Here is a 20,942-nt window from a genome sequence, read left to right as displayed (position 1 = left end):
ACGTCAGTAGCTGCGGCCCACCAGCACGCGCTCAACCGCAGTGCCGCCGCTGAAGATGCAGGCGCCGTCCGCCGCTTCCGCATCGGTCGGCACGTTGCGCAGGGTGAGCTTCTCGCCCTTCAGCCACTGCACAACCTTCTCCAGTTCCGCGCCGGTCGGCTTGGCCCACTGGACCAGCGCCCAGCCGGGGTTCTTGCTGGCTTTGAAATAGGCCTTGAGCGCGTCGAGATCGGTGATCGACTTGTCGATATTGCCATCGAGCCGCGCCTTGGCATCGGCGAACAGCGACGCCTGGATATCCTCCAGCATCGCAGTGGCGCCGGCGACGAAGTCGCCCTTGGCGACGATCTGGCTGTCGAGCTTGCCATCCTCTCGATAGAGGCGATCGCGGCGGATGACCGAGACATTGCCACCGGCAACGTCACGACCGCCAACCTCGATCACGATCGGCGCGCCCTTCTTGACCCAGCCCCAACGCTTGGTCGCGGCCTTGGACGGGCGCTTGTCGAGCAGCGCGCGGACCGGCTCGCGGAACACGTCCAGGCCGTTCAGCTGGTTCACCAGATCGGTGCAATAATCGACGATCGCGGCGTCTTCCTCACTATCGCGCAGCATCGGCACGACCACGACCTGATAGGGCGCGACGCGCGGCGGCACGCGCAGGCCGTCGTCGTCGCCATGCACCATGATCAGGCCGCCGATCATGCGGGTCGACATGCCCCAACTGGTGGTCTGGGCCAGTTCCTGCTGCCCTTCGGCATTCTGGAACTTGATGTTCTGCGCCTGGCTGAAGGTCGTGCCCAGGAAATGCGAAGTGCCGGCTTGCAGCGCCTTGCCGTCCTGCATCATCGCCTCGATCGAATAGGTCGCGACGGCGCCGGGGAAACGCTCATTCTCCGGCTTCTCACCCGCGACCACCGGCAGGCCGACACATTCTTCGGCGAAGCTGCGATAGACTTCGAGCATCTTCATCGTCTCTTCCATCGCCTCCTCGACGGTCGAGTGCGCAGTATGCCCTTCCTGCCACAGGAATTCGCTGGTGCGCAGGAACATGCGGGTGCGCATTTCCCAGCGGACGACGTTCGCCCACTGGTTGATCAGCACCGGGAGGTCGCGCCAGCTCTGCACCCAGCGGCTGAAGGCAGCGCCGATCACGGTTTCCGACGTCGGGCGCACGACCAGCGGCTCTTCCAGCTTCGCTTCGGGATCGGGCACCATCTTGCCGTCCTTCTGGATCAGGCGATGATGGGTGACGACCGCCATTTCCTTGGCGAAGCCGTCGACATGCTCGGCCTCCTTCTCGAAATAGGAAAGCGGGATGAACAGCGGGAAATAGCAATTCTCGTGGCCGGTCTGCTTGATGCGCGCATCGAGCAGGGTCTGGATCCGTTCCCAGATGCCATAGCCCCAGGGACGGATCACCATGCAGCCGCGCACGCCGCTTTCCTCGGCCATGTCGGCTTCGGTGATGACGGCCTGATACCAGGCAGCGAAATCCTGTTCGCGGGTAACGTTAAGGGCGTGTTTCACGGGGTCTGTCGCCTGTCTAAAAGTGGATGGGGCGCCATAGGCCAGACCCGCCACCCCTGTCGACCCCCAAGCATCGCGCCGGGCGGCGTTCAGTTGGCGTCGGCGCCCAGTCGCTCAAGCCAGGCCTTGGCCTGCTTGGGTTCGCCCACCGCATCGGCCGCCGGCTTGCCCCGCGCCGCCAGAAACTCTCGGTGCAAGTCAAAGCCTTCGAGACCCAACTGCTCTCGCAGCCGATCTATATCAGCTGCCAGCTCTTCCAGTTGGTCCACCATGGACCTGGCGTTTTCACGCGTCCATCGGTCACTGTTATGGCCAAACAGGCCCCAGCGCCCGGCAGCGGTCACGCGCAGCGCCGCAATCAGCGCCGCGCGATATTCCTCTTCCAGCTCCGCCCGGCGGATATCCAGGCGCTCCAGTCTATCCGCCTTGGCCATGTTGGATCAGCTCAGCTTGTCGATCTTCGCATTGAGCGCAGCCAGTTGCGCCTTGAGGACGGCGATTTCGTCATCCTTGCTTTCTTCGGTTGCGGCTGGGGTCGGGCTGGGCGTGGCGCCCGGCATGCCCGGAACGCCATTGCCGAACGCGCTCGCCGCGGCCTCGAACATCTGCATGTTGCGCTTGGCGATCTCGGCCAGCGGGCCGCCACCAAAGGCGCCCTTCATGGCTTCCTGGAACTGCTGCTGGTTCTTGCGGAAGGCGTCCATCGACGCTTCGAGATATTGCGGCACCATCGACTGCATGGAATCGCCATACATGGCGATCAGCTGGCGCAGGAAGTTGACCGGCAGCATGTTCTTGCCACGCTGTTCTTCTTCCATGATGATCTGGGTCAGGACATTATGGGTGATGTCCTCGCCGGTCTTTGCGTCGACGACGACGAACTCGCGCCCCTCGCGGGTCATCTGCGACAAAAGGTCCAGCGTGATATAACTTGAAGTTTCGGTGTTATAGAGCCGCCTGTTAGCGTACTTCTTGATAACCACCGGTTCGGATTCATTAGCAGCCTTCGATTTGGCCATGCCTGTCTCTCCCTCACCTGCTCATCCCGCATTAGCACAGGGCGATGCCGCGCCGCAACATGGCCCGCGTCCTTTACCCCTTTTTCTCAACATTTTATGGCGCGAAACGGAGCATGATCCTGATTTGCGTCGCCGCGCCTTCATCGGCCTACGTCGCTATCAGGAGGCGCAGCGTCCGTCCCCACCACCACCATGCCCCATCGCCGCAACGGCGGGCAGTGCCCGGCTGCTGCGGTATCAGGCTGATTTGGCACCGGAAAGCGATCGGGCGCCGGTCGTCTTCATCCCCTCCCTGATCAACCCGCCACAGGTGCTGGACCTGTCGGAAAGCCGCTCCATGCTGCGCCACATGGTCGCAGCGGGCCATGATGCCTATCTGGTCGACTGGGGCGCGCCGACGGCCGCCGACCGCAGCCTGGGGCTGGACGGGCATATCATCGACCGGCTGATCCCGATGCTCGCTGCATTGCGGCGCCCGCCGATCCTGGTCGGCTATTGCCTGGGGGGAACGCTGGCCATCGCGGCTGCAGCATTGCACCCGGTGGCAGCGTTGGCGACGATCGCTTCGCCCTGGAACTTTGCCGGCTTCCCGCCCGCCGACCTTGCCGAGATCGCCGCCCTGTGGCGCGGTGCGAAGCCGGTGTGCGACCGGCTCGGCTATGTGCCGATGGAGGCGCTGCAATCGGGCTTCTGGGCGCTCGATCCGCAGCGCACCGTGCAGAAATATGCAGCCTTCGCCGACATGACACCCGGCTCCGACGAGGAGCGCGCCTTCCTCGCGGTCGAGGACTGGGCCAATGAGGGCGCGCCGCTCACCTATGCCGCCGGGCAGCAATTGTTCGAGATGCTCTATGCGGCAAATGCGAGCGGGCAAAACGAATGGCACATCGATGGGACCGTCATAGACCCGGCTTCGCTCCCCTGCCCTAGCTTGTCGATCGCTTCCGCAACCGATCGAATCGTGCCCGCCACGGCCGCCCCGTCCCTTACGGAAAGCCGGATATTGAACCTTGGCCATGTCGGCATGATATTGAGCCAGCGGGCACCCGACATGCTGTGGCATCCGCTGTCCCTTTGGCTTTCCCGCCATGGCGGATGATGTTATGTGCGCCTGCGAAAACAACATTACCACTAGTGAGGATCGAGCCTTTGTCAGACATCGTCATTACCGCCGCCAAGCGTACCGCCGTGGGCAGTTTCATGGGCGCCTTCGGCACGACTCCGGCACATGAACTGGGCCGCCAGGCCATCCTCGCCGCGCTGGCACAGGCCGCCGTCGCGCCCGAGGAAGTAGACGAAGTGATCCTGGGCCAGATCCTCACCGCCGGCCAGGGCCAGAACCCCGCCCGCCAGGCCGCCGTCAACGCCGGCATCCCGGTCGAGCGCACCGCGATCGGCCTCAACCAGCTGTGCGGATCGGGCCTGCGCGCCGTCGCGCTCGCGGCACAGGCGATCAAGGCCGGCGACGCCCGCATCATGGTTGCCGGCGGCCAGGAAAGCATGTCGCTGGCCCCTCATGCCCAGATGCTGCGCGGCGGCACCAAGATGGGCCCGGTCAGCTTTGTCGACACGATGATCCATGACGGCCTGACCGACGCGTTCCAGGGCTATCATATGGGCATCACCGCCGAGAACCTGGCGGAGAAATATCAGATCAGCCGCGAGGCGCAGGACGAGTTCGCCGTCGCCAGCCAGAACAAGGCGGAAGCCGCGCGCGCGTCGGGCCGCTTCGCCGACGAAATCCTGCCCGTGACGATCAAGGGCCGCAAGGGCGACACCATCGTCGACCAGGACGAATATATCCGCGCCGGCGCCACGATCGAAGCGCTGCAGGGCCTGCGCCCCGCCTTCAAGAAGGACGGCACCGTGACCGCCGGCAATGCCAGCGGCATCAATGACGGCGCCGCCGCGCTGGTGGTGATGAGCGCCGATGAAGCCGCCAAGCGCGGCGCCACCATCCTCGGCCGCATCGCCAGCTTCGCCACCTGCGGCGTCGATCCGTCGATCATGGGTATCGGCCCGGCCCCGGCCAGCCGCAAGGCGCTGGAAAAGGCCGGCTGGTCGGTCGCCGACCTCGACCTCATCGAAGCGAACGAAGCCTTTGCCGCGCAGGCTCTGGCCGTGGGCCAGGAACTGGGCTGGGATCCGGCCAAGGTCAACGTCAATGGCGGCGCGATCGCGATCGGCCATCCGGTCGGCGCATCGGGCGCGCGCGTGCTGACCACGCTGCTGTATGAAATGGCGAAGCGCGACGCGAAGAAGGGTCTTGCCACCCTGTGCGTCGGCGGCGGCATGGGCGTGTCGATGTGCATCGAGCGCTGAGCGCCATCCATTAGATAGTGAAGGGGCGCCGGTCTTGTGATCGGCGCCCTTTTTGCTGTTAGAGCCCGTACTAGCCCGCTCCCCCGCCCAACCACCCGACAGGATGACACTGGATCGGGCGGTTGGGCGGGGGAGCGGGCCGGAACCGGTTTTTCTAAAACAGACTCTCAGGCCCAGATGCGGTCGAACCGTTTGCCCAGGCCCGTTAGCAGCTCATATTGCGACAGTCCCGACGCCTGCGCCGCCTGGGGCAGATCATAGTCGATCGTCAGCCAGTTGCCCTCCGCGACATCCGGGCGCGCGCCAACGTCGACGGCCAGCAGGTCCATCGACACCCGGCCCAGCACCGGCAAGCGGATGCCATCGACCAGCGCCGCGCCGCGCCCCGAAAAGCCACGCAGATAGCCGTCGGCATAGCCGATGTTGAGGATCGCGATCTCTAGATCGCGCTCGGCCCGATGGGTCGCGTTATAGCCGATCGTGTCGCCGGCAATCACCGAGCGACGCTGCAATATCTGGGCCTGTGGCTGCGCGACCGGGCGGAGATGCGGCGCTGCATCGGGATGCGGCACGCCGCCATAGAGCGCAATGCCAGGCCGGGTCAGGTCGAAGCCATAGTCCGCGCCCATGCAGATGCCTGCACTGTTCGCGAGGCTGTAGCGCTGCGCGGGCACTGCGGCCTGGACATCCCGGAACCGCGCCAGTTGCGTCGGATTGAGATCGCTATCCTCATCGGCAGACGCGAGATGGCTTAGCAGCGTGACAATCTCCAGCCCATCGACCAGTTCGCCAAGGTCGGCGCGCCAGTCGAGGCCCAGCCGATTCATGCCGGTATCGATCATCAGGTCGCAGGCGCCACCGCCCGCCGCCTTCCAGCGCGCCACCTGTCCGGGCGTACAGAGCACCGGCCGCGCCCGCGAGGCCAGCGCCTGCGCCATATCCTCGTCGCGCACGCCGTGCAGGACGGCGAAGTTCACATCGTCCATCTGCGCTTCGAGCGCCGCCGCTTCGCCCCAGTTGGAGACGAAGAAATCGCGGCAGCCCGCGCTTTTCAGCCGCTGCATGACGCCGGCCGAACCCAGGCCATAGCCATCGGCCTTGATCGCAGCGCCACAGGCCGGGGCGCCGCCCTGCCGCGCCAGCCAGCGCCAGTTGGAAAGCAGCGCATCGCCATCGAGGCGCAGGCGGAGCGGAGCGATATAGCCAGTCATTGCCCGCAGCCGATAGCGCGCCGGGGCTCAGGCGTCGAGGGGGCGTCCCCTGGTTTCCGGCAAGGCGACGAGGCAGGTGACCAGTGCCAGCGCCACCACGACGATCGTGTACCATAGGCCGGCATAGGGATCACCGGTCCGCGCGACGATATATTGGCTGACCAGCGGCAGGAAACCGCCGAAATAGCCGGTGCCGATATGATAGGGGATGGAGAGCGAACTGTAGCGGATGCGGGCCGGGAAATATTCCGACAGAAGCGCCGCGACCGGGCCATAGGTCGCACCCGACAGGGTCCAGAGCAGCAGCAGCGCGGCGAACAGCATCAGCGCACGCGGCCAGTCGGGGCGGACGACACCGAAATCATAGCCCTGCGCCGTCAGCGCGGCATCGATCCCCTCCCTGCTGAGGTCCGCCACGGCCACGCCGCCGATGCTGACCGCCGGGGCCGCGCCGCTGCGCTTGTCATAGGGGATGCCGCGCTTGGAAAAATGATCGAGCAGCTTGCCGCAGGCGGTCGGCTGTATCTTGGCAAAGGGATCGAAACGGCAATCTGGACCGCTCACCACCACCGGCGCCCGTGCTGCCGCCTGCGTCAGCGCCGGGTTCGCGGTCGCGCCCATATACTGGTAGAGCGGCATGATCAGCAGCAGCACCAGCGCATAGCCGATGACGATCGGCTTCTTGCGCCCGACCCGGTCGGAGAGCCAGCCGAAGAAGATGAAGCTCGCCATGCCGGCAAAGGCGCTGCCGCCGACCAGCAGTTGCGCGATGCCCGGCGCGACATGCAGGCCGCTCTGCAGGAAATAGAGCGCCTGGAACATCACCGTATAGGCAATCACGGTGAAGCCCGCCGCGATGCCGATCATCGCCACCAGCATCCGCTTCCTGTTGCCCGGCGCGGTAAAGGCTTCCTTTAGCGGGTTCTTCGCCTGTTGCCCTGCCTTCTTCATCGCCGTGAAGACCGGGCTTTCGCGCAGCATCAGCCGCATCCACAGCGAAATGGCGAGCAGCGCCAGCGAGAAGATGAAGGGAATACGCCATCCCCAGGCGTCCCAGACCTCCATGCTGACGATCCATTGCGTGCCGACCACGACGATCAGCGACAGGATGAAGCCGCCAATCACCCCGGCCTGGATGAAGCTGGTATAGAAGCCGCGCTTTCCGGCCGGCGCATGTTCGGCGACATAGATGGCCGCGCCGCCATATTCGCCGCCCAGCGCCAGCCCCTGCGCGATGCGCAACGCGATCAGGATGACCGGTGCGGCGACACCGATGCTGGCCGCCGACGGGGTCAACCCGACGCCCGCCGTTGCCAGCCCCATCAGGACGATAGTGGCCAGAAACGTATATTTGCGCCCCAGCCGATCGCCCAGATAGCCGAACAGCATCGCGCCCAGCGGTCGGAAGCCGAAGCCGATCGCGAAGCCGGCGAGCGAATAGAGCAGTTCCACGGTCGGATTGTCGGTCGGAAAGAAGGTACGGCCGATGATCGGCGCCAGCACGCCATAGATGTAGAAATCATACCATTCGAACACCGTGCCGAGTGCCGAAGCGGTGATGACCAACCGGTCCCGCTTCGCATCCATCACATAGTCGCCCCCGACCGCCTGCGTCATCCCGCCCCCTTAACCTCGCATATTTCCCGTATATTTTGACATCTTCATGCGCCAACGGGAAAGGAAATTTCCAACAGCACGCGCATAGCCGCCATGCCGACTGCCTAACATGGCTCGGCCCTTGTAGGACAGGTTCAGAACAGTCGCGAACCGTTCGGCACGGGCCTGTCGGGCGCGAACAGCATGACGGCGCCGGCCGCGTCGGCGAAGCCCAGGGTCAGCACTTCCGACATGAACTTGCCGATCTGGCGCGGCGGGAAATTGACCACGGCGGCGACCTGGCGGCCGGGCAGGTCTTTCAGCGCGTGGTTTTCGGTGATCTGGGCGCTCGATTTCTTTTGGCCGATCGTCGGGCCGAAATCGATCAGCAGCTTGTAGGCGGGCTTGCGCGCCTCGGGATAGGGTTCGGCCGAGATGATCGTGCCGACGCGGATATCCACTTTCAGGAAATCGTCGAAGCCGATCGGGTCGGCGGCGGGGGCGCTAGGGTCGTGGGTCAGGTGCATGGCACCATCAAACCATTCCCGTCATTCCAGCGAAAGCTGGAATCCCACTTTTCTTACAACGCCATCGCAAAAAGAAGTGAGATCCGGCTATCGCTGGGATGACGGTTGAAGCGCGCCTTATTCCAGTTCCAGGATCACCGCGTCGACCGGCAGGCTCTCGCCCTGTGCCGCCGACACACTCTTGACCGTGCCCGCCTTGCCGGCGCGCAGGATATTTTCCATCTTCATCGCCTCGATCACGGCGAGCGGCTGGCCGATCTCGACCTTGTCGCCCTGCTTGACGTTCAAAGCGACCAGCAGGCCGGGCATCGGGCAGATCAGATATTTCGACAGATCGGGCGGGATCTTCTCGATCATGTGCGCGGCATAGGGCGCGGCGTGGGCCGGCAGGATGCGCAGCTTGTGGCTGGCGCCATGGGCCGTCAGCACGAAGCCCGACCGCACCGGCGCAATCCGCACCGCCAGTTGTTCCTCGCCAAACTCCGCCTCAATCAGGCGATCGCCCGGCGTATATTCCAGCGCCATGTCGAGGCTCTCGCCATCGACCGTCACTTCGTCGCCGTCGATCACGACATCATGGATGGCGTCGCCGATCTTCACCTGCCAGCCAGTCGGGGGGCTAAGGCGCTTGCCAAGCTGCCCGTCGATGCGACGGGCGCGGTCGGCCTGTGCCATGGCGGCGAAGGCGCCGATCGCCGACAGGCGCTGGAGCAATTCCGGCGAAGCCGGCGCACCAGTGAAGCCCTCGGGATATTCCTCGGCGATGAAACCGGTGGTGATGTTGCCGGAGCGGAAGCGCTCATGCTGCATCAGCGCGGACACGAAATCGATATTATGGCCCGGCCCTTCGATCTCGAACTTGTCGAGCGCCTCGATCTGCTTGTCGATGGCTTCCAGACGCGTGGGCGCCCAGGTGATCAGCTTGGCGATCATCGGATCGTAGAAGATCGATACCTCGCCGCCTTCCTGCACGCCATCATCCACGCGGATCAGAGCGCCGCTCTCATCCGTGCCGGTTTCGGGCGGATTATAGCGGATCAGGCGCCCAGTCGACGGCAGGAAGCCGCGATACGGGTCTTCGGCATAAACGCGGTTCTCGATCGACCAGCCGTTGATCTTCACGTCCGCCTGGCCGAAGCTCAGCTTCTCGCCATTGGCGACGCGGATCATCTGTTCGACCAGGTCGACGCCGGTGATTTCCTCGGTGACGGGATGTTCCACCTGCAAACGGGTGTTCATTTCGAGGAAGTAGAAGCCGTCGCCGGTCTTGTCCTCGCCGCTGACGATCAGTTCGACCGTGCCGGCGCTGAAGTATCCGACCGCGCGGGCCAGGGCGACGCACTGTTCGCCCATCTTCCTGCGCATTTCGGGGCTGACGAAGGGCGACGGCGCTTCCTCGACGACCTTCTGATGGCGGCGCTGGATCGAGCATTCGCGTTCGTTTAGGTAAACGATATTGCCATGCTGGTCGCCCAGTATCTGAATTTCGATATGGCGCGGGCTTTCGATGAACTTCTCGATGAAGACGCGGTCGTCGCCAAAGCTGTTGAGGCCCTCGCGCTTGGTCGCCTCAAAGCCTTCGCGGACATCCTGTTCGCTATAGGCGAGGCGCATACCCTTGCCGCCGCCGCCGGCCGATGCCTTCATCATCACCGGATAGCCGATCTCGTTGGAGATCTTCACCGCATGTTCGGTGTCGTCGATCACGCCAACGAAACCGGGCACGACATTGACGCCCGCTTCCATCGCCAGCTTCTTGGATTCGATCTTGTCGCCCATGGCGGCAATGGCGTTGGCGGGCGGGCCGACGAAGATGATGCCCTCGGCGTCGAGCGCCTTGCGGAAGCTCTCGCGCTCGGAGAGGAAGCCATAGCCGGGATGCACCGCATCAGCGCCGGTGGCCTTGCACGCCTCGATGATCTTGTCGGCCAGCAGATAGGACTGGGCGGCGGGCGGCGGGCCGATATGGACGGCTTCATCCGCCATCAGCACATGCGGCGCGCGGGCATCGGCATCGGAATAGACCGCGACGGTCTTGATGCCCATCTTCTTGGCCGTCCGCATGACACGGCACGCAATTTCGCCACGGTTCGCGATCAGGATCTTGGTGATTGCCATTTAGGTTTCGCTCTCTCGCCTATATATAAACCATGTAAAAGTGAGCAGCGTCGCCGAAACGATCGCGTTGATCGTTGGGAGAGCCAGCATGAAGAAGTTGGCGCCGTTCACGTCACAATTGTCCGGTCCGGGTGTTTCCACACCAAGGCAAAGCGGATCGCTCATCGGCCGCATTTGCCCACCAAACCCCATCGAAAAATAGAGAATGCCAAAAAGGGCGAACCAAATTGCCAGAGTAAGAAACGCGCTCATTCTAAGCGACCTAGTTTCACCGTCTGGTTTGCGCAGGAGCGCGATGCAGGCGATTGGAACGGCAACTATGGCAGTCGAAACTACAGAGCCCAGTGCCCAGTATCCTCCCCAAGTGCGCGAATTGCGGAAAATAGGCTCCATCTCATTCAAGCGCCAGTTCAAAGGATCAAAAGCGCGCTCGGCGAAAACAGCAATGGCTGGACCACCATTTGCCAAAGCCCAAACCAGCAGCAGAAAAGTCAAAGCCCATCTGGCATTTACAGCGGTAGACGACTGATAGCTCATTTCGTCACCGCAACCTCACCCACACCCGTCATGCCGGACTTGATCCGGCATCCCGCTTTCTTCCCGCGCGACGGCAAAGAAGAAGCGGGACCCCGGCTCAAGGCCGGGGTGACGAAGGTGGGCGAACGCGCGATCATTCATCCACTCCCGACAACCGCGCCTTGAAGAAAAGCATCGACAAGCCAGCAAACAAGGCAAAGGCGATTGCCATCACAATGGCGATCGACGTCGTATCGCAGGCTTCAGCCGCATCCGGCGTTATGCCACACACTCGAATGGCGGCCATCGCGATCATGATCGACGCGATGGCCCAGTATGCGATACTGAGCACCACGAAGAGCATGATCTTGCGGCCGCCGGGTTTCGTCACTCAGCCGCCTCCAGCTCGACCTTCACTTCGGCCTGCATCGGCACGACGCCGAGCTTGGCGAACAGCGCCGCGTCGGCATTGTCGCCGGCGTTGGCGGTGGTCAGCAGCTTGTCGCCGGTGAAGATGCTGTTCGCGCCGGCCATGAAGCAGAGCGCCTGGCAGCTATCCGACATGCTCTCCCGGCCCGCAGACAGGCGCACCATGCTCTCCGGCATCACGATCCGCGCGACCGCGACAGTGCGGACGAACTCGATCTCGTCGATCTTGGCGAGCGGGGTGTCGGCCAGCATATTGCCCAGCACCGTGCCCTTCACCGGCACCAGCGCGTTGATCGGCACGCTCTGCGGATGGACCGGCAGCACGGCCAGCGCATGGAGGAAGCCGACACGGTCCTCCCGCGCCTCGCCCATGCCGACAATCCCGCCGCTGCACACGTTGATGCCCGAATTGCGAACATTTTCCAGCGTCACCAGACGATCGTCGAAGGTCCGGGTCGTGATGACCTTCTCATAATGTTCGGGCGAGGTGTCGATATTATGGTTGTAATAATCGAGGCCCGCCTCCGCAAGCATGTCCGCCTGGCTTTCGTTGAGCATCCCCAGCGTCATGCAGGTTTCCATGCCCATCTGGCGCACGCCCTTCACCATCTCGACGATGGCGGGCATGTCGCGATCCTTGGGGTTGCGCCAGGCCGCGCCCATGCAGAAACGCGAGGAGCCTGCGTCCTTCGCCTGCGCCGCCGCCTGCATCACCGCCTGCACGCTCATCAGCTTTTCGGCTTTCAGGCCGCTTTCCGCCGAGGCAGACTGGTTGCAGTAACCGCAATCCTCCGGGCAGCCGCCGGTCTTGATCGACAAGAGGGTGGACAGCTGCACCTCGTTGCGGGGGAAGTTGGCGCGGTGGATCGACTGCGCTTCGAACATCAGGTCGCCAAAGGGCAGGTCGAACAGCGCGGCGATTTCCTCGCGCGTCCAGTCGTTGCGGGCGGTCAGGGTGCAGGGGGTATTCATTTACGCAGCTTCCTCTAGCCCCGCCGGGGGCATGTTGTGGCCGAGCAGGCGCAGCACATCGGCGGCGCACTCCACGACATTGGAACCCGGCCCATAAATGCCCTGAACCCCTGCGTCACGAAGATAGTCATAATCCTGTGGCGGGATGACCCCGCCGGCGATCACCTTGATGTCGCTACGACCATGGTCGCGCAGCCGGTTGATCAGTTCCGGGATCAGCGTCTTGTGCCCGGCGGCGAGCGACGAGGCGCCGACCACATCGACGCCGTTGTCGAGCGCCAGCACCACCGTCTCCTCCGGCGTCTGGAACAACGGGCCGGATACGACATCGAAGCCCATGTCGCCAAAGGCCGACGCGATGATGTTGGCGCCCCGGTCGTGCCCGTCCTGCCCCATCTTGGCGACGAGGAGTTTGGGCTTGCGGCCGAGGCGCCGTTCGACGGCCTGCACCCCGTCGAGAACCTGTTTCCAGCGGCTGTCATCCTTGTAGGGCGCGCCATAGACGCCCTTCACCGGCGTCGGCTGGGTGCCATAGCGGTTGAAGCTGTCTTCCATGGCGGCCGAGATTTCGCCCAGCGTGGCGCGCGCACGGGCGCACTCGACGGCATGGGCGAGGAGATTGGTCTCGATCGACTGCGGTGCGGCGGCGGCCTCGCGCAGCGACTGGAGCGCGGCCTGGCAGGCGTCTTCGTCCCGTTCGGCTTTCACGCGGTTGATGCGGGCGATCTGCGCCTCGCGGACCTTGGTGTTGTCGACTTCGAGGGTTTCGAGCAGGTCTTCGTTCGCCAGGCGATATTTGTTGACGCCGACGATGACATCCTCGCCCCGGTCGACGCGGGCCTGACGGGCGGCCGCCGCAGTCTCGATCATCGCCTTGGGCCAGCCCGCGCCCACGGCCTTCGCCATGCCGCCTTCGGCTTCCACGCGGTCGATGATTTCCTGCGCGGCGTCGACCAGCTGCTGGGTCAGCGCCTCGATATAGTAACTGCCGCCCAGCGGATCGACGACATTGCACATGCCGGTCTCTTCCTGGATCACGATCTGCGTGTTGCGCGCGATGCGGGCGGAAAAGTCCGTCGGCAGCGCAATCGCTTCGTCCAGCGCGTTGGTGTGGAGCGACTGGGTGCCGCCCAGCATCGCTGCCATCGCCTCGATCGTGGTGCGCATGACGTTGTTGTAAGGGTCCTGCTCGGTCAGCGACACGCCCGACGTCTGGCAATGGGTGCGCAGCATCTTGCTGCGCTCGTCCTGCGCGCCCAGCTTCGTCATGACGCGGTGCCACAGCACGCGGGCGGCGCGCAGCTTGGCGATCTCCATGAAGAAGTTCATGCCGATGGCGAAGAAGAAGCTGAGGCGTCCGGCGAACTTGTCGATGTCGAGGCCGCTGGCGACGCCATAGCGGACATATTCCGCGCCGTCGGCGATGGTGAAGGCCAGTTCCTGCACCTGCGTCGCGCCGGCTTCCTGCATATGATAGCCGGAAATGGAGATGCTGTTGAACTTGGGCATCTCGCGCGAGGTGTAGCCGAAAATGTCGCTGATGATCCGCATCGAGGGTTCGGGCGGGTAGATATAGGTGTTGCGGACCATGAACTCCTTGAGGATGTCGTTCTGGATGGTCCCGTCGAGCAACTTGCGCTCGACCCCTTGCTCTTCGCCCGCGACGATGAAGAAGGCGAGGATCGGGATCACCGCGCCGTTCATCGTCATCGACACGCTCATCTTGTCGAGCGGAATGCCGTCGAACAGGATCTTCATGTCCTCGATCGTGTCGATCGCCACGCCGGCCTTGCCGACATCGCCGACGACGCGGGGATGGTCGCTGTCATAGCCGCGATGGGTGGCGAGGTCGAAGGCGACGCTGAGGCCCTTCTGCCCAGCGGCCAGGTTGCGGCGATAGAAGGCGTTGGATTCCTCGGCGGTCGAGAAGCCCGCATATTGGCGGATGGTCCAGGGCCGCCCCGCATACATGGACGCACGCACGCCGCGGGTGAAGGGCGCGAAGCCGGGCAGGCCGGGATCGACGCTGACGTCATCGGCCGTGTAAAGCGGCTTCACCGTGATACCTTCGGGGGTATCCCAGTTCAGATCCTTGCCCTTCACTTCCTTGGCGGCAGCGGCTGCCCACTGGTCCAATGTCGGCTTCTCGGTCATCCTAGTCCCTACCTTATTCCTCTCCCGCAGGCGGGAGAGGATACGCAGGCTTGCCAACTTGTTGGCTAGCCGAAGTTGGAGTGGGCTGTCCCGTGCCCACCCCGCTGCGACTAGGCGGCAAAGCCGCCAAGTCTCGCTGCCCCTCCCGCTTGCGGGAGGGGAGATGTCAGTGCGCGCCGTCCTTCGGCGTCTCCATGATCTCGGTCAGCACCCCGTTCATGTCCTTGGGGTGGACGAAGAAGATCGGCGTGCCATGCGCCCCGATGCGCGGTTCGCCGAGTACCTTCTTGCCCAGCCCCTCGAACCAGGCCTTGGCCTCGTGGATGTCGGGCACTTCATAGCACATATGATGCTGCCCGCCGGCCGGGTTCTTGGCGATGAAGCCATGGATCGGGCTGTTCTCGCCCAGCGGCTCGATCAGCTCGATCTGCGTGCCCGCTGTGCCGCCCTCGCCCGGCGTGTCGACGAAGCACACCTTCACCCCCTGCGCCGGCAGGTCGAACGGTTCGTGCGTCAGCGTCGCGCCCATGATGTCGCGATAATAGGCCAGGCTCGCCGCCAGCGAAGGCGTCGCGATGCCGATATGGTTGAGACGGCCGAGTTTCATAACATCATTCCCAATATCGTCATTCCCGCGAAAGCGGGAACCCATCTCCCAACCCATCCCCAAGAAGCAATGTCGGGGGATGGATCCCCGCTTTCGCGGGGGTGACGTCGTTATTTAGAGCGGAATATTATCGTGCTTCTTCCAGGGGTTCTCCAGCGCCTTGTTGCGCAGCTTGCGCAGGCCCAGCGCGATCCGCTTGCGGGTCGAGTGAGGCTGGATCACCTCGTCGATGAAGCCCTTGCTCGCCGCCACGAAGGGGTTGGCGAAGCGGTCTTCATATTCCTTGGTCTTCTCGGCAATCTCCTCGGGCGTCTTGCCGCGGAAGATGATCTCGACCGCGCCCTTGGCACCCATCACCGCGATCTCGGCGGTCGGCCAGGCATAGTTGAGGTCGCCGCGCAGATGCTTGGAACTCATTACGTCATAGGCGCCGCCATAGGCCTTGCGGGTGATGACGGTGATCTTCGGCACGGTCGCCTCGGCATAGGCGAACAGCAGTTTCGCGCCATGCTTGATGATGCCGCTATGCTCCTGCGCGGTGCCCGGCAGGAAGCCCGGCACGTCGACGAAGGTGACGATCGGGATCTCGAACGCATCGCAGAAGCGCACGAAGCGGCCGGCCTTCTTGGACGAATTGATGTCGAGCACGCCGGCCAACACCATCGGCTGGTTGGCGATGATGCCCACCGTCTTGCCCTCGATCCGGCCGAAGCCGCACAGGATATTGCCCGCATGGGCCGGCTGCACCTCGAAGAAGTCGCCTTCGTCCACCACCTTGCGGATCAGTTCGTGCATGTCATAGGGCTGGTTGGCGTTGGCCGGGATCAGCGTGTCGAGACTGTCCTCGATGCGGTCCCACGGGTCCGCGCTCGGGCGCTCCGGCACTGGTTCCTTGTTGGACGCCGGCAGGAAGTCGACGAAATCGCGCACCGCCAGCAGCGCTTCGATGTCGTTCTCGAACGCCACGTCCGCCACGCCCGACTTGGTCGTGTGGGTGATCGCGCCGCCCAGTTCCTCCTGGGTCACGACTTCGTTGGTGACGGTCTTGACCACGTCAGGCCCGGTCACGAACATGAAGCTGCTGTCCTTCACCATGAAGATGAAGTCGGTCATTGCCGGCGAATAGACCGCGCCGCCCGCGCACGGCCCCATGATGACGCTGATCTGCGGCACCACGCCCGACGCCAGCACATTGCGCTGGAAAATCTCGGCATAGCCGGCGAGCGAGGCGACGCCCTCCTGGATGCGCGCGCCGCCGCTGTCGTTGAGGCCGATCACCGGCGCACCGACCTTCATCGCGATGTCCATGATCTTGCAGATCTTCATCGCGTGCCGTTCCGACACCGCGCCGCCATAGACGGTGAAATCCTGGCTGAAGACATAGACGAGGCGGCCGTTGATCGTGCCCGATCCGGTGACGACGCCGTCGCCCGGAATATGCTGTTCGTCCATGCCGAAATCGATGCAATTATGCTCGACATACATGTCCAGCTCTTCAAAGCTGTCCTCGTCCAGCAGCACTTCGATCCGCTCCCGCGCGGTCAGCTTGCCCTTGCCATGCTGCGCGTCGATGCGGCGCTGGCCGCCGCCCATGCGGGCGCCCTCGCGCTTGGCTTCCAGCTGTTCGATGATGGCGAGCTTCGACATGAAAGGCTTCTCTCCAAATTCGTGGCGTCAATAGCTTGGCCGACGCCGCCTTGCCCTTCCCCTACCCAGCCGCACACGAAGTTCGCAAATGTAAATTTGCCAATTTGCAAATCGCGACTTCGCAAATTAGGGTAAGGATTATGGCACGCGGCAATCGTATATTCGCAGGTCCACGCCTGCGCCAGCTGCGCCTGGACCATCGCATGGACCAGGCGACGATGGCGCAGGCACTGGGCATATCCGTATCCTATCTGAGCCAAATGGAAAATGACGACCGCCCGTTGACCGCCAAGGTCAAGGCCGCGCTCGCCAACGCCTTTCCCACCGACTGGGCCAGTTTCGACAGCCGCGAGGACGAGCAGCTGCTGGGCGCCTTCGCCTTTGCCCTGTCCCATCCCGAACTGCCCGGCCCGGCGCTGGAACCGGAACGGATCGAGAAGCTGCATCTGCAATTTCCCGAGTTCGCGGCTCGCTATGTCGATCTCTACAACGCCCATATGCGCGCCAATGAGCGGATCAACATGATCGAGGAGGCGATCGCCAACGATCATGAGGTGCAGGCCCGCCTGCCCTGGGAAGCGGCGCGCGACTGGTTTCATGAGGCCGGCAATTATGTCCATAGCCTCGACTGCCTGGCCGAGGAGATGGCCGAAAGCTTTGCCCAGGGCCAGGTGCTGGACGAAGGGATGCTGGTCGAGGCGCTGGCCCGCCGCCACGGCATCGAGACGCTGATCGCCGAAACGCCCGACAGCGCGCTGCGCGCCTATCGTGCCGCCGACCGGCAATTGTTCATCAACGCCGCCCTGCCGACCGAAAGCCGCAAGTTCATGCTGGCGCACCAGTTGATGATGCTGGAGGGACAGGCGGTGATCGCCGATGTGGTGCGCAAGGCCGGCCTGCCCGTGACCGGCGCCGACCGGCTACTCGCGATCGGACTTGGCAATTATGCCGCCGGCGCGCTGCTGATGCCCTACGCCCCCTTCCGCGAGGCGGCGCGGACGATGCGCCATGATATCGACCGACTGGCCCGCACCTTCGGCGTCAGCTTCGAACAGGCTTGCCACCGCCTGTCCACGCTGCAGCGGCCGGGCCTGCGCGGCATCCCCTTCTTCTTCTGCCGGGTCGACATGGCCGGCAACATCACCAAGCGCCACAGCGCTACCCGCCTGCAATTCGCCCGCTTCGGCGGCGCCTGCCCGCTGTGGAACGTGCATGAGGCCGTCGCCGTGCCCGACCGCATCAATGTGCAGCTTGGCGAGACCCCAGACGGCGTGCGCTATGTCTCGATGGCCAAGGGGCTGGTGAAGCCGTCCGGCAGCTACAAGCGCACCCCGCGCCGCTTCGCCGTGGTGCTGGGCTGCGAGGTCGCCCATGCGGCCAATTTCGTCTATGCCGACGGCCTGCATCTGCAGGAGGAAGGCGCCGCGACGCCGATCGGCATCACCTGCCGTCTCTGCTCGCGCCAGAGCTGCGACCAGCGCGCCTTCCCGCCCGCCGACCGTCCGATCCATGTCGACCCCGACAATCGCCAGATCGTGCCCTACTGGATCGGCTGACACGAAGTAATAACGACACTAAAATACGAAACGAAATTCATAGTTACTTTTACATTTCAATATTCATCTTCAATGATGAAGATCATGCAGCATATTGAAATATAATTCACTTATATGTCGTGTCACTTTTAACAAAATTGTCATAGCGAAATCCCAGTTGCAGGGCGAGACTGTCACGGACAGCTCGGTGCCAGAACAGATAATCGGCACCCTTGTCGCACATGGTAAAAAGGGATTTCGGGTCAATGAAACAGCTATTGATGTGCAGCGCCGCGCTGGTCGTGGCGGCTGCGCCGGCGATCGCGCTTGCGCAATCGACCGGCTCGCAGGATTTCGAGGACAGCATCATCGTCACCGGCGCGCAGGGCGACCAGAGCGTCGGCGGCGTCAAGATCCCGGAGACGCCCAAGGCCAAGGTCACGCTCGACCAGGAAATCATCGCCCGCCAGCGCCCCGGCCAGGCGATCAACGAAACGCTGAACCTGGTGCCCGGCGTCAGCTTCTCCAACCAGGACCCGTGGGGATCGCTGGGCGGCAGCTTCACCGTGCGCGGCTTCAGTTCCGACCGCGTGTCGCAGACGATCGACGGCATTCCGCTCAATGACTCGGGCAATTATGCGCTCTACACCAACCAGCAGCTCGATCCGGAAATCATCGAAGCGGCGACCGTCAGCCTGGGCTCGACCGATGTCGACAGCCCGACCGCCTCGGCCGCCGGCGGCACGATCAACATCCGCTCGCTGATGCCATCAGACGAGATGGGCGCGATGATCAGCGCCAGCTATGGCAATATCGTCGCCCGCGGCAATGACGATGATCGCGCCTATCACCGCATCTTCGGCATGTTCCAGACCGGCGTCTTCACGCCCTTCGGCACCAAGGCCTGGTTCTCCGCCTCGCGCGCGACCAACAAGTCGACCTACACCAATTATGGCGGCGTCGATAAGCAGCAATATAATGGCAAGCTCTACCAGCCGATCGGCAGCAATGGCGACTTCATCGCGCTGGCGGGCCATTACAACCAGAACCGCAACACCTTCAACGGTTCGACCTATACCACCGCGACCTTCCCCGGCACGACCGACGGCCGCTTCTACGACACCGCGACCTGCACCGTGGACACGCCGCAGACCGGCGTCACGGATTATGCCAATAGCTGCGGTTCGGCGTTCGAGCGGCGCTACAACCCGTCCAACACCGGCAATGTCCGGCTCAATTCGCGCTTCACCCTGGCGAACGGCCTCACGCTGACGGTCGATCCCAGCTTCCAATATACCAAGGCCAATGGCGGCGGCACATCCTATGCCTATGAAGGCGCCAGCGCCGACGGCAATACGGGCGGCTATTATCTCAAGGACAGCCGCAACACCGCCACCAGCAGCTCGACCCAATATTATTATGTCGGCGGCGTGGACCTGAATGGCGATGGCGACACGCAGGATTTCGTCCGCGTCCTCTCACCCAGCCAGACCGTGACCAAGCGCTATGGCGTGATTGCCAACCTGTCCTACGATATCGACCCCGACAACCGCCTGCGCCTGTCCTACACCTATGACCGCGCCCGCCATCGCCAGACCGGCGAGGCCGGCTATCTGGAGGCCAATGGCGATCCGGTCGACGTCTTCCCGATCAACAATCCGATCGTCGATGCCGACGGCAATGTCGTACAGAAGCGCAACCGGCTATCCTATGCGACGCTGAACCAGATTTCGGGCGAATATCGCGGTTCCTATCTCGACGATCAGGTCATCCTGCTGCTGGGCGCGCGCATGCCCTTCTTCAGCCGCGACCTCAATCAATATTGCGTCACCACCGACGCATCGGGCAACGTCAACTGCCCGACGACCCAAGCCGGCATCGATGCCCAGCTTGCCGCCAACAGCGCCTATGCCGCGCCGCAGTCGCGCAAGTTCGACTATAACAAGCTGCTGCCGAACCTTGGCGTCACCTACAAGTTCACCAGCAAGGCCAGCGTTTTCACCAGCTATGCCAAGAACCTGTCCGTGCCCGGCACCGACGCCCTCTATGGGGCGCTTTATTTCGACGAAGGCTCCAGCTCGGGCAATCCCAAGCCGGAAACCTCCGACGCATTCGACCTTGGCGTGCGCTATCAGTCGGGCATCGTCCAGGCGCAGCTGTCGGGGTGGTACACCCGCTACAACAACCGCCTGGCGACCGCCTATGACGCCGATTGCGATTGCAGCGTGACCCGCAACCTCGGCCGCGTCGACAAATATGGCGTCGATGGCAGCGTCGCGGTGCGCCCCGTCAAGGATCTGATGCTCTACGTCTTCGGCTCCTACCTCAAGTCGGAGATCAAGGACGACGTCCAGACCGGCGCGACCACCTATGCCGCGACCGCCGGCAAGCGCGAGGCCGGCGCGCCTGTCTACACGCTGGGCAGCCGCATCCAGGGCACGCTCGGCCCGGTCGACCTCGGCCTTCAGATCAAGCGGACCGGCGAACGCTATGTCAACGACATCAACACGGTGAAGCTTCCCGGCTATACGCTGGTCGATCTCGACGCCCGCTTCTCGCTGGAGCAATGGGGCCTCAAGAAGACCTTCTTCCAGCTCAACGTCACCAACCTGTTCGACAAGGTCTATATCGGCTATTCGGGCACCGGCCTCACCAGCACCGCCACCACCGCCTATCTCGGCTCGCCCCGCGCGATCAGCGGGTCGATGGTCGTGGCCTTCTGACCGGACGAAGGGGCGCCGGCATCGGCGGGTGCCCCT

At 63.6% G+C, this 20,942-nt stretch carries 18 protein-coding genes; 4 read left to right on the top strand and 14 right to left on the bottom strand.

Annotation, left to right across the window (positions count from 1 at the left end):
• Window positions 1–3 precede the first annotated feature (3 nt).
• The 3 genes from proS to phaR all read right to left on the bottom strand — a co-directional run bounded on the left by proS (window position 4) and on the right by phaR (window position 2,549).
• Window positions 4–1,530, bottom strand: a complete 1,527-nt coding sequence (gene proS, locus ACUCV3_RS02340) for a proline--tRNA ligase (RefSeq protein ID WP_279728919.1) — start codon at window positions 1,528–1,530, stop codon at window positions 4–6.
• A gap of 89 nt (window positions 1,531–1,619) precedes the next feature.
• A complete protein-coding gene (locus ACUCV3_RS02335; RefSeq protein WP_279728920.1) occupies window positions 1,620–1,964 on the bottom strand; it encodes a hypothetical protein in 345 nt (114 codons plus the stop codon).
• 6 nt (window positions 1,965–1,970) lie between these two features.
• Window positions 1,971–2,549 carry a polyhydroxyalkanoate synthesis repressor PhaR gene (gene phaR, locus ACUCV3_RS02330; RefSeq protein ID WP_017502180.1) on the bottom strand — a complete coding sequence of 193 codons (579 nt, stop codon included), beginning with the start codon at window positions 2,547–2,549 and terminating at the stop codon, window positions 1,971–1,973.
• Window positions 2,550–2,673: 124 nt separating this feature from the next.
• Here phaR and ACUCV3_RS02325 point away from each other — a divergent pair, with 124 nt between their 5' ends.
• Window positions 2,674–3,648 carry an alpha/beta fold hydrolase gene (locus ACUCV3_RS02325; RefSeq protein WP_279728921.1) on the top strand — a complete coding sequence of 325 codons (975 nt, stop codon included), beginning with the start codon at window positions 2,674–2,676 and terminating at the stop codon, window positions 3,646–3,648.
• A gap of 50 nt (window positions 3,649–3,698) precedes the next feature.
• Complete coding sequence (locus tag ACUCV3_RS02320; RefSeq protein WP_004207221.1) at window positions 3,699–4,871, top strand: acetyl-CoA C-acetyltransferase; 1,173 nt, start codon at window positions 3,699–3,701, stop codon at window positions 4,869–4,871.
• 167 nt (window positions 4,872–5,038) lie between these two features.
• Here ACUCV3_RS02320 and alr read toward each other — a convergent pair whose 3' ends face one another.
• The 11 genes from alr to ACUCV3_RS02265 form a co-directional block, all read right to left on the bottom strand.
• Window positions 5,039–6,082, bottom strand: coding sequence for an alanine racemase (gene alr, locus ACUCV3_RS02315; protein ID WP_279728922.1), 1,044 nt, complete (start codon window positions 6,080–6,082; stop codon window positions 5,039–5,041).
• A gap of 27 nt (window positions 6,083–6,109) precedes the next feature.
• Window positions 6,110–7,699, bottom strand: coding sequence for an MFS transporter (locus ACUCV3_RS02310; protein ID WP_279728923.1), 1,590 nt, complete (start codon window positions 7,697–7,699; stop codon window positions 6,110–6,112).
• Between the two features lie 134 nt (window positions 7,700–7,833).
• Window positions 7,834–8,205, bottom strand: a complete 372-nt coding sequence (locus ACUCV3_RS02305; RefSeq protein ID WP_279728925.1) for a tRNA-binding protein — start codon at window positions 8,203–8,205, stop codon at window positions 7,834–7,836.
• Between the two features lie 117 nt (window positions 8,206–8,322).
• Window positions 8,323–10,323, bottom strand: coding sequence for an ATP-binding protein (locus tag ACUCV3_RS02300; RefSeq protein ID WP_279728926.1), 2,001 nt, complete (start codon window positions 10,321–10,323; stop codon window positions 8,323–8,325).
• Window positions 10,324–10,860 carry a hypothetical protein gene (locus ACUCV3_RS02295; protein ID WP_097383353.1) on the bottom strand — a complete coding sequence of 179 codons (537 nt, stop codon included), beginning with the start codon at window positions 10,858–10,860 and terminating at the stop codon, window positions 10,324–10,326.
• Complete coding sequence (locus ACUCV3_RS02290; protein ID WP_159078593.1) at window positions 10,857–10,997, bottom strand: hypothetical protein; 141 nt, start codon at window positions 10,995–10,997, stop codon at window positions 10,857–10,859. The genes ACUCV3_RS02295 and ACUCV3_RS02290 overlap by 4 nt, the downstream gene beginning before the upstream one ends.
• On the bottom strand, window positions 10,994–11,230 hold the full coding sequence (locus ACUCV3_RS02285) for a hypothetical protein (protein WP_048937123.1): 237 nt from the start codon (window positions 11,228–11,230) through the stop codon (window positions 10,994–10,996). Before ACUCV3_RS02285 ends, ACUCV3_RS02290 begins: the two co-directional genes overlap by 4 nt.
• Window positions 11,227–12,240 carry a biotin synthase BioB gene (bioB, locus tag ACUCV3_RS02280; protein ID WP_279728929.1) on the bottom strand — a complete coding sequence of 338 codons (1,014 nt, stop codon included), beginning with the start codon at window positions 12,238–12,240 and terminating at the stop codon, window positions 11,227–11,229. Before bioB ends, ACUCV3_RS02285 begins: the two co-directional genes overlap by 4 nt.
• On the bottom strand, window positions 12,241–14,394 hold the full coding sequence (gene scpA, locus ACUCV3_RS02275) for a methylmalonyl-CoA mutase (RefSeq protein ID WP_482240352.1): 2,154 nt from the start codon (window positions 14,392–14,394) through the stop codon (window positions 12,241–12,243).
• 166 nt (window positions 14,395–14,560) lie between these two features.
• Window positions 14,561–15,001: a methylmalonyl-CoA epimerase gene (gene mce, locus ACUCV3_RS02270; RefSeq protein WP_048937125.1), complete on the bottom strand. Its 441-nt coding sequence runs from the start codon at window positions 14,999–15,001 to the stop codon at window positions 14,561–14,563.
• Window positions 15,002–15,115: 114 nt separating this feature from the next.
• Entirely contained in the window at window positions 15,116–16,648 is a 1,533-nt protein-coding gene (locus tag ACUCV3_RS02265) for an acyl-CoA carboxylase subunit beta (RefSeq protein ID WP_279727974.1), read from the bottom strand.
• A 140-nt stretch (window positions 16,649–16,788) separates the two neighbouring features.
• Between ACUCV3_RS02265 and ACUCV3_RS02260 the strand changes: the two genes are divergently transcribed.
• Both ACUCV3_RS02260 and ACUCV3_RS02255 read left to right on the top strand, forming a co-directional pair.
• On the top strand, window positions 16,789–18,204 hold the full coding sequence (locus ACUCV3_RS02260) for a helix-turn-helix domain-containing protein (protein WP_010338815.1): 1,416 nt from the start codon (window positions 16,789–16,791) through the stop codon (window positions 18,202–18,204).
• A 245-nt stretch (window positions 18,205–18,449) separates the two neighbouring features.
• The gene (locus tag ACUCV3_RS02255) at window positions 18,450–20,906 is read left to right on the top strand and encodes a TonB-dependent receptor (protein ID WP_482240351.1); all 2,457 of its coding nucleotides are present in this window, start codon (window positions 18,450–18,452) and stop codon (window positions 20,904–20,906) included.
• Window positions 20,907–20,942: the final 36 nt, after the last annotated feature.

This window comes from Sphingobium sp. VMM (assembly GCF_056790315.1).
Note: the sequence above shows the minus strand (reverse complement) of the source record. Positions and strands in the feature narration are given on the sequence as shown.

Excerpts from the sequence above, each read along its gene's own strand:
- mce (WP_048937125.1), bottom strand. The coding sequence starts at position 15,001 with ATGAAACTCGGCCGTCTCAACCATATCGGCATCGCGACGCCTTCGCTG.
- ACUCV3_RS02255 (WP_482240351.1), top strand. The coding sequence starts at position 18,450 with ATGAAACAGCTATTGATGTGCAGCGCCGCGCTGGTCGTGGCGGCTGCG.
- alr (WP_279728922.1), bottom strand. The coding sequence starts at position 6,082 with ATGACTGGCTATATCGCTCCGCTCCGCCTGCGCCTCGATGGCGATGCG.
- bioB (WP_279728929.1), bottom strand. The coding sequence starts at position 12,240 with ATGAATACCCCCTGCACCCTGACCGCCCGCAACGACTGGACGCGCGAG.
- ACUCV3_RS02305 (WP_279728925.1), bottom strand. The coding sequence starts at position 8,205 with ATGCACCTGACCCACGACCCTAGCGCCCCCGCCGCCGACCCGATCGGC.
- ACUCV3_RS02265 (WP_279727974.1), bottom strand. The coding sequence starts at position 16,648 with ATGTCGAAGCTCGCCATCATCGAACAGCTGGAAGCCAAGCGCGAGGGC.
- ACUCV3_RS02260 (WP_010338815.1), top strand. The coding sequence starts at position 16,789 with ATGGCACGCGGCAATCGTATATTCGCAGGTCCACGCCTGCGCCAGCTG.
- ACUCV3_RS02335 (WP_279728920.1), bottom strand. The coding sequence starts at position 1,964 with ATGGCCAAGGCGGATAGACTGGAGCGCCTGGATATCCGCCGGGCGGAG.
- ACUCV3_RS02295 (WP_097383353.1), bottom strand. The coding sequence starts at position 10,860 with ATGAGCTATCAGTCGTCTACCGCTGTAAATGCCAGATGGGCTTTGACT.
- ACUCV3_RS02300 (WP_279728926.1), bottom strand. The coding sequence starts at position 10,323 with ATGGCAATCACCAAGATCCTGATCGCGAACCGTGGCGAAATTGCGTGC.
- scpA (WP_482240352.1), bottom strand. The coding sequence starts at position 14,394 with ATGACCGAGAAGCCGACATTGGACCAGTGGGCAGCCGCTGCCGCCAAG.
- phaR (WP_017502180.1), bottom strand. The coding sequence starts at position 2,549 with ATGGCCAAATCGAAGGCTGCTAATGAATCCGAACCGGTGGTTATCAAG.
- ACUCV3_RS02290 (WP_159078593.1), bottom strand. The coding sequence starts at position 10,997 with ATGATCGCGCGTTCGCCCACCTTCGTCACCCCGGCCTTGAGCCGGGGT.
- ACUCV3_RS02310 (WP_279728923.1), bottom strand. The coding sequence starts at position 7,699 with ATGACGCAGGCGGTCGGGGGCGACTATGTGATGGATGCGAAGCGGGAC.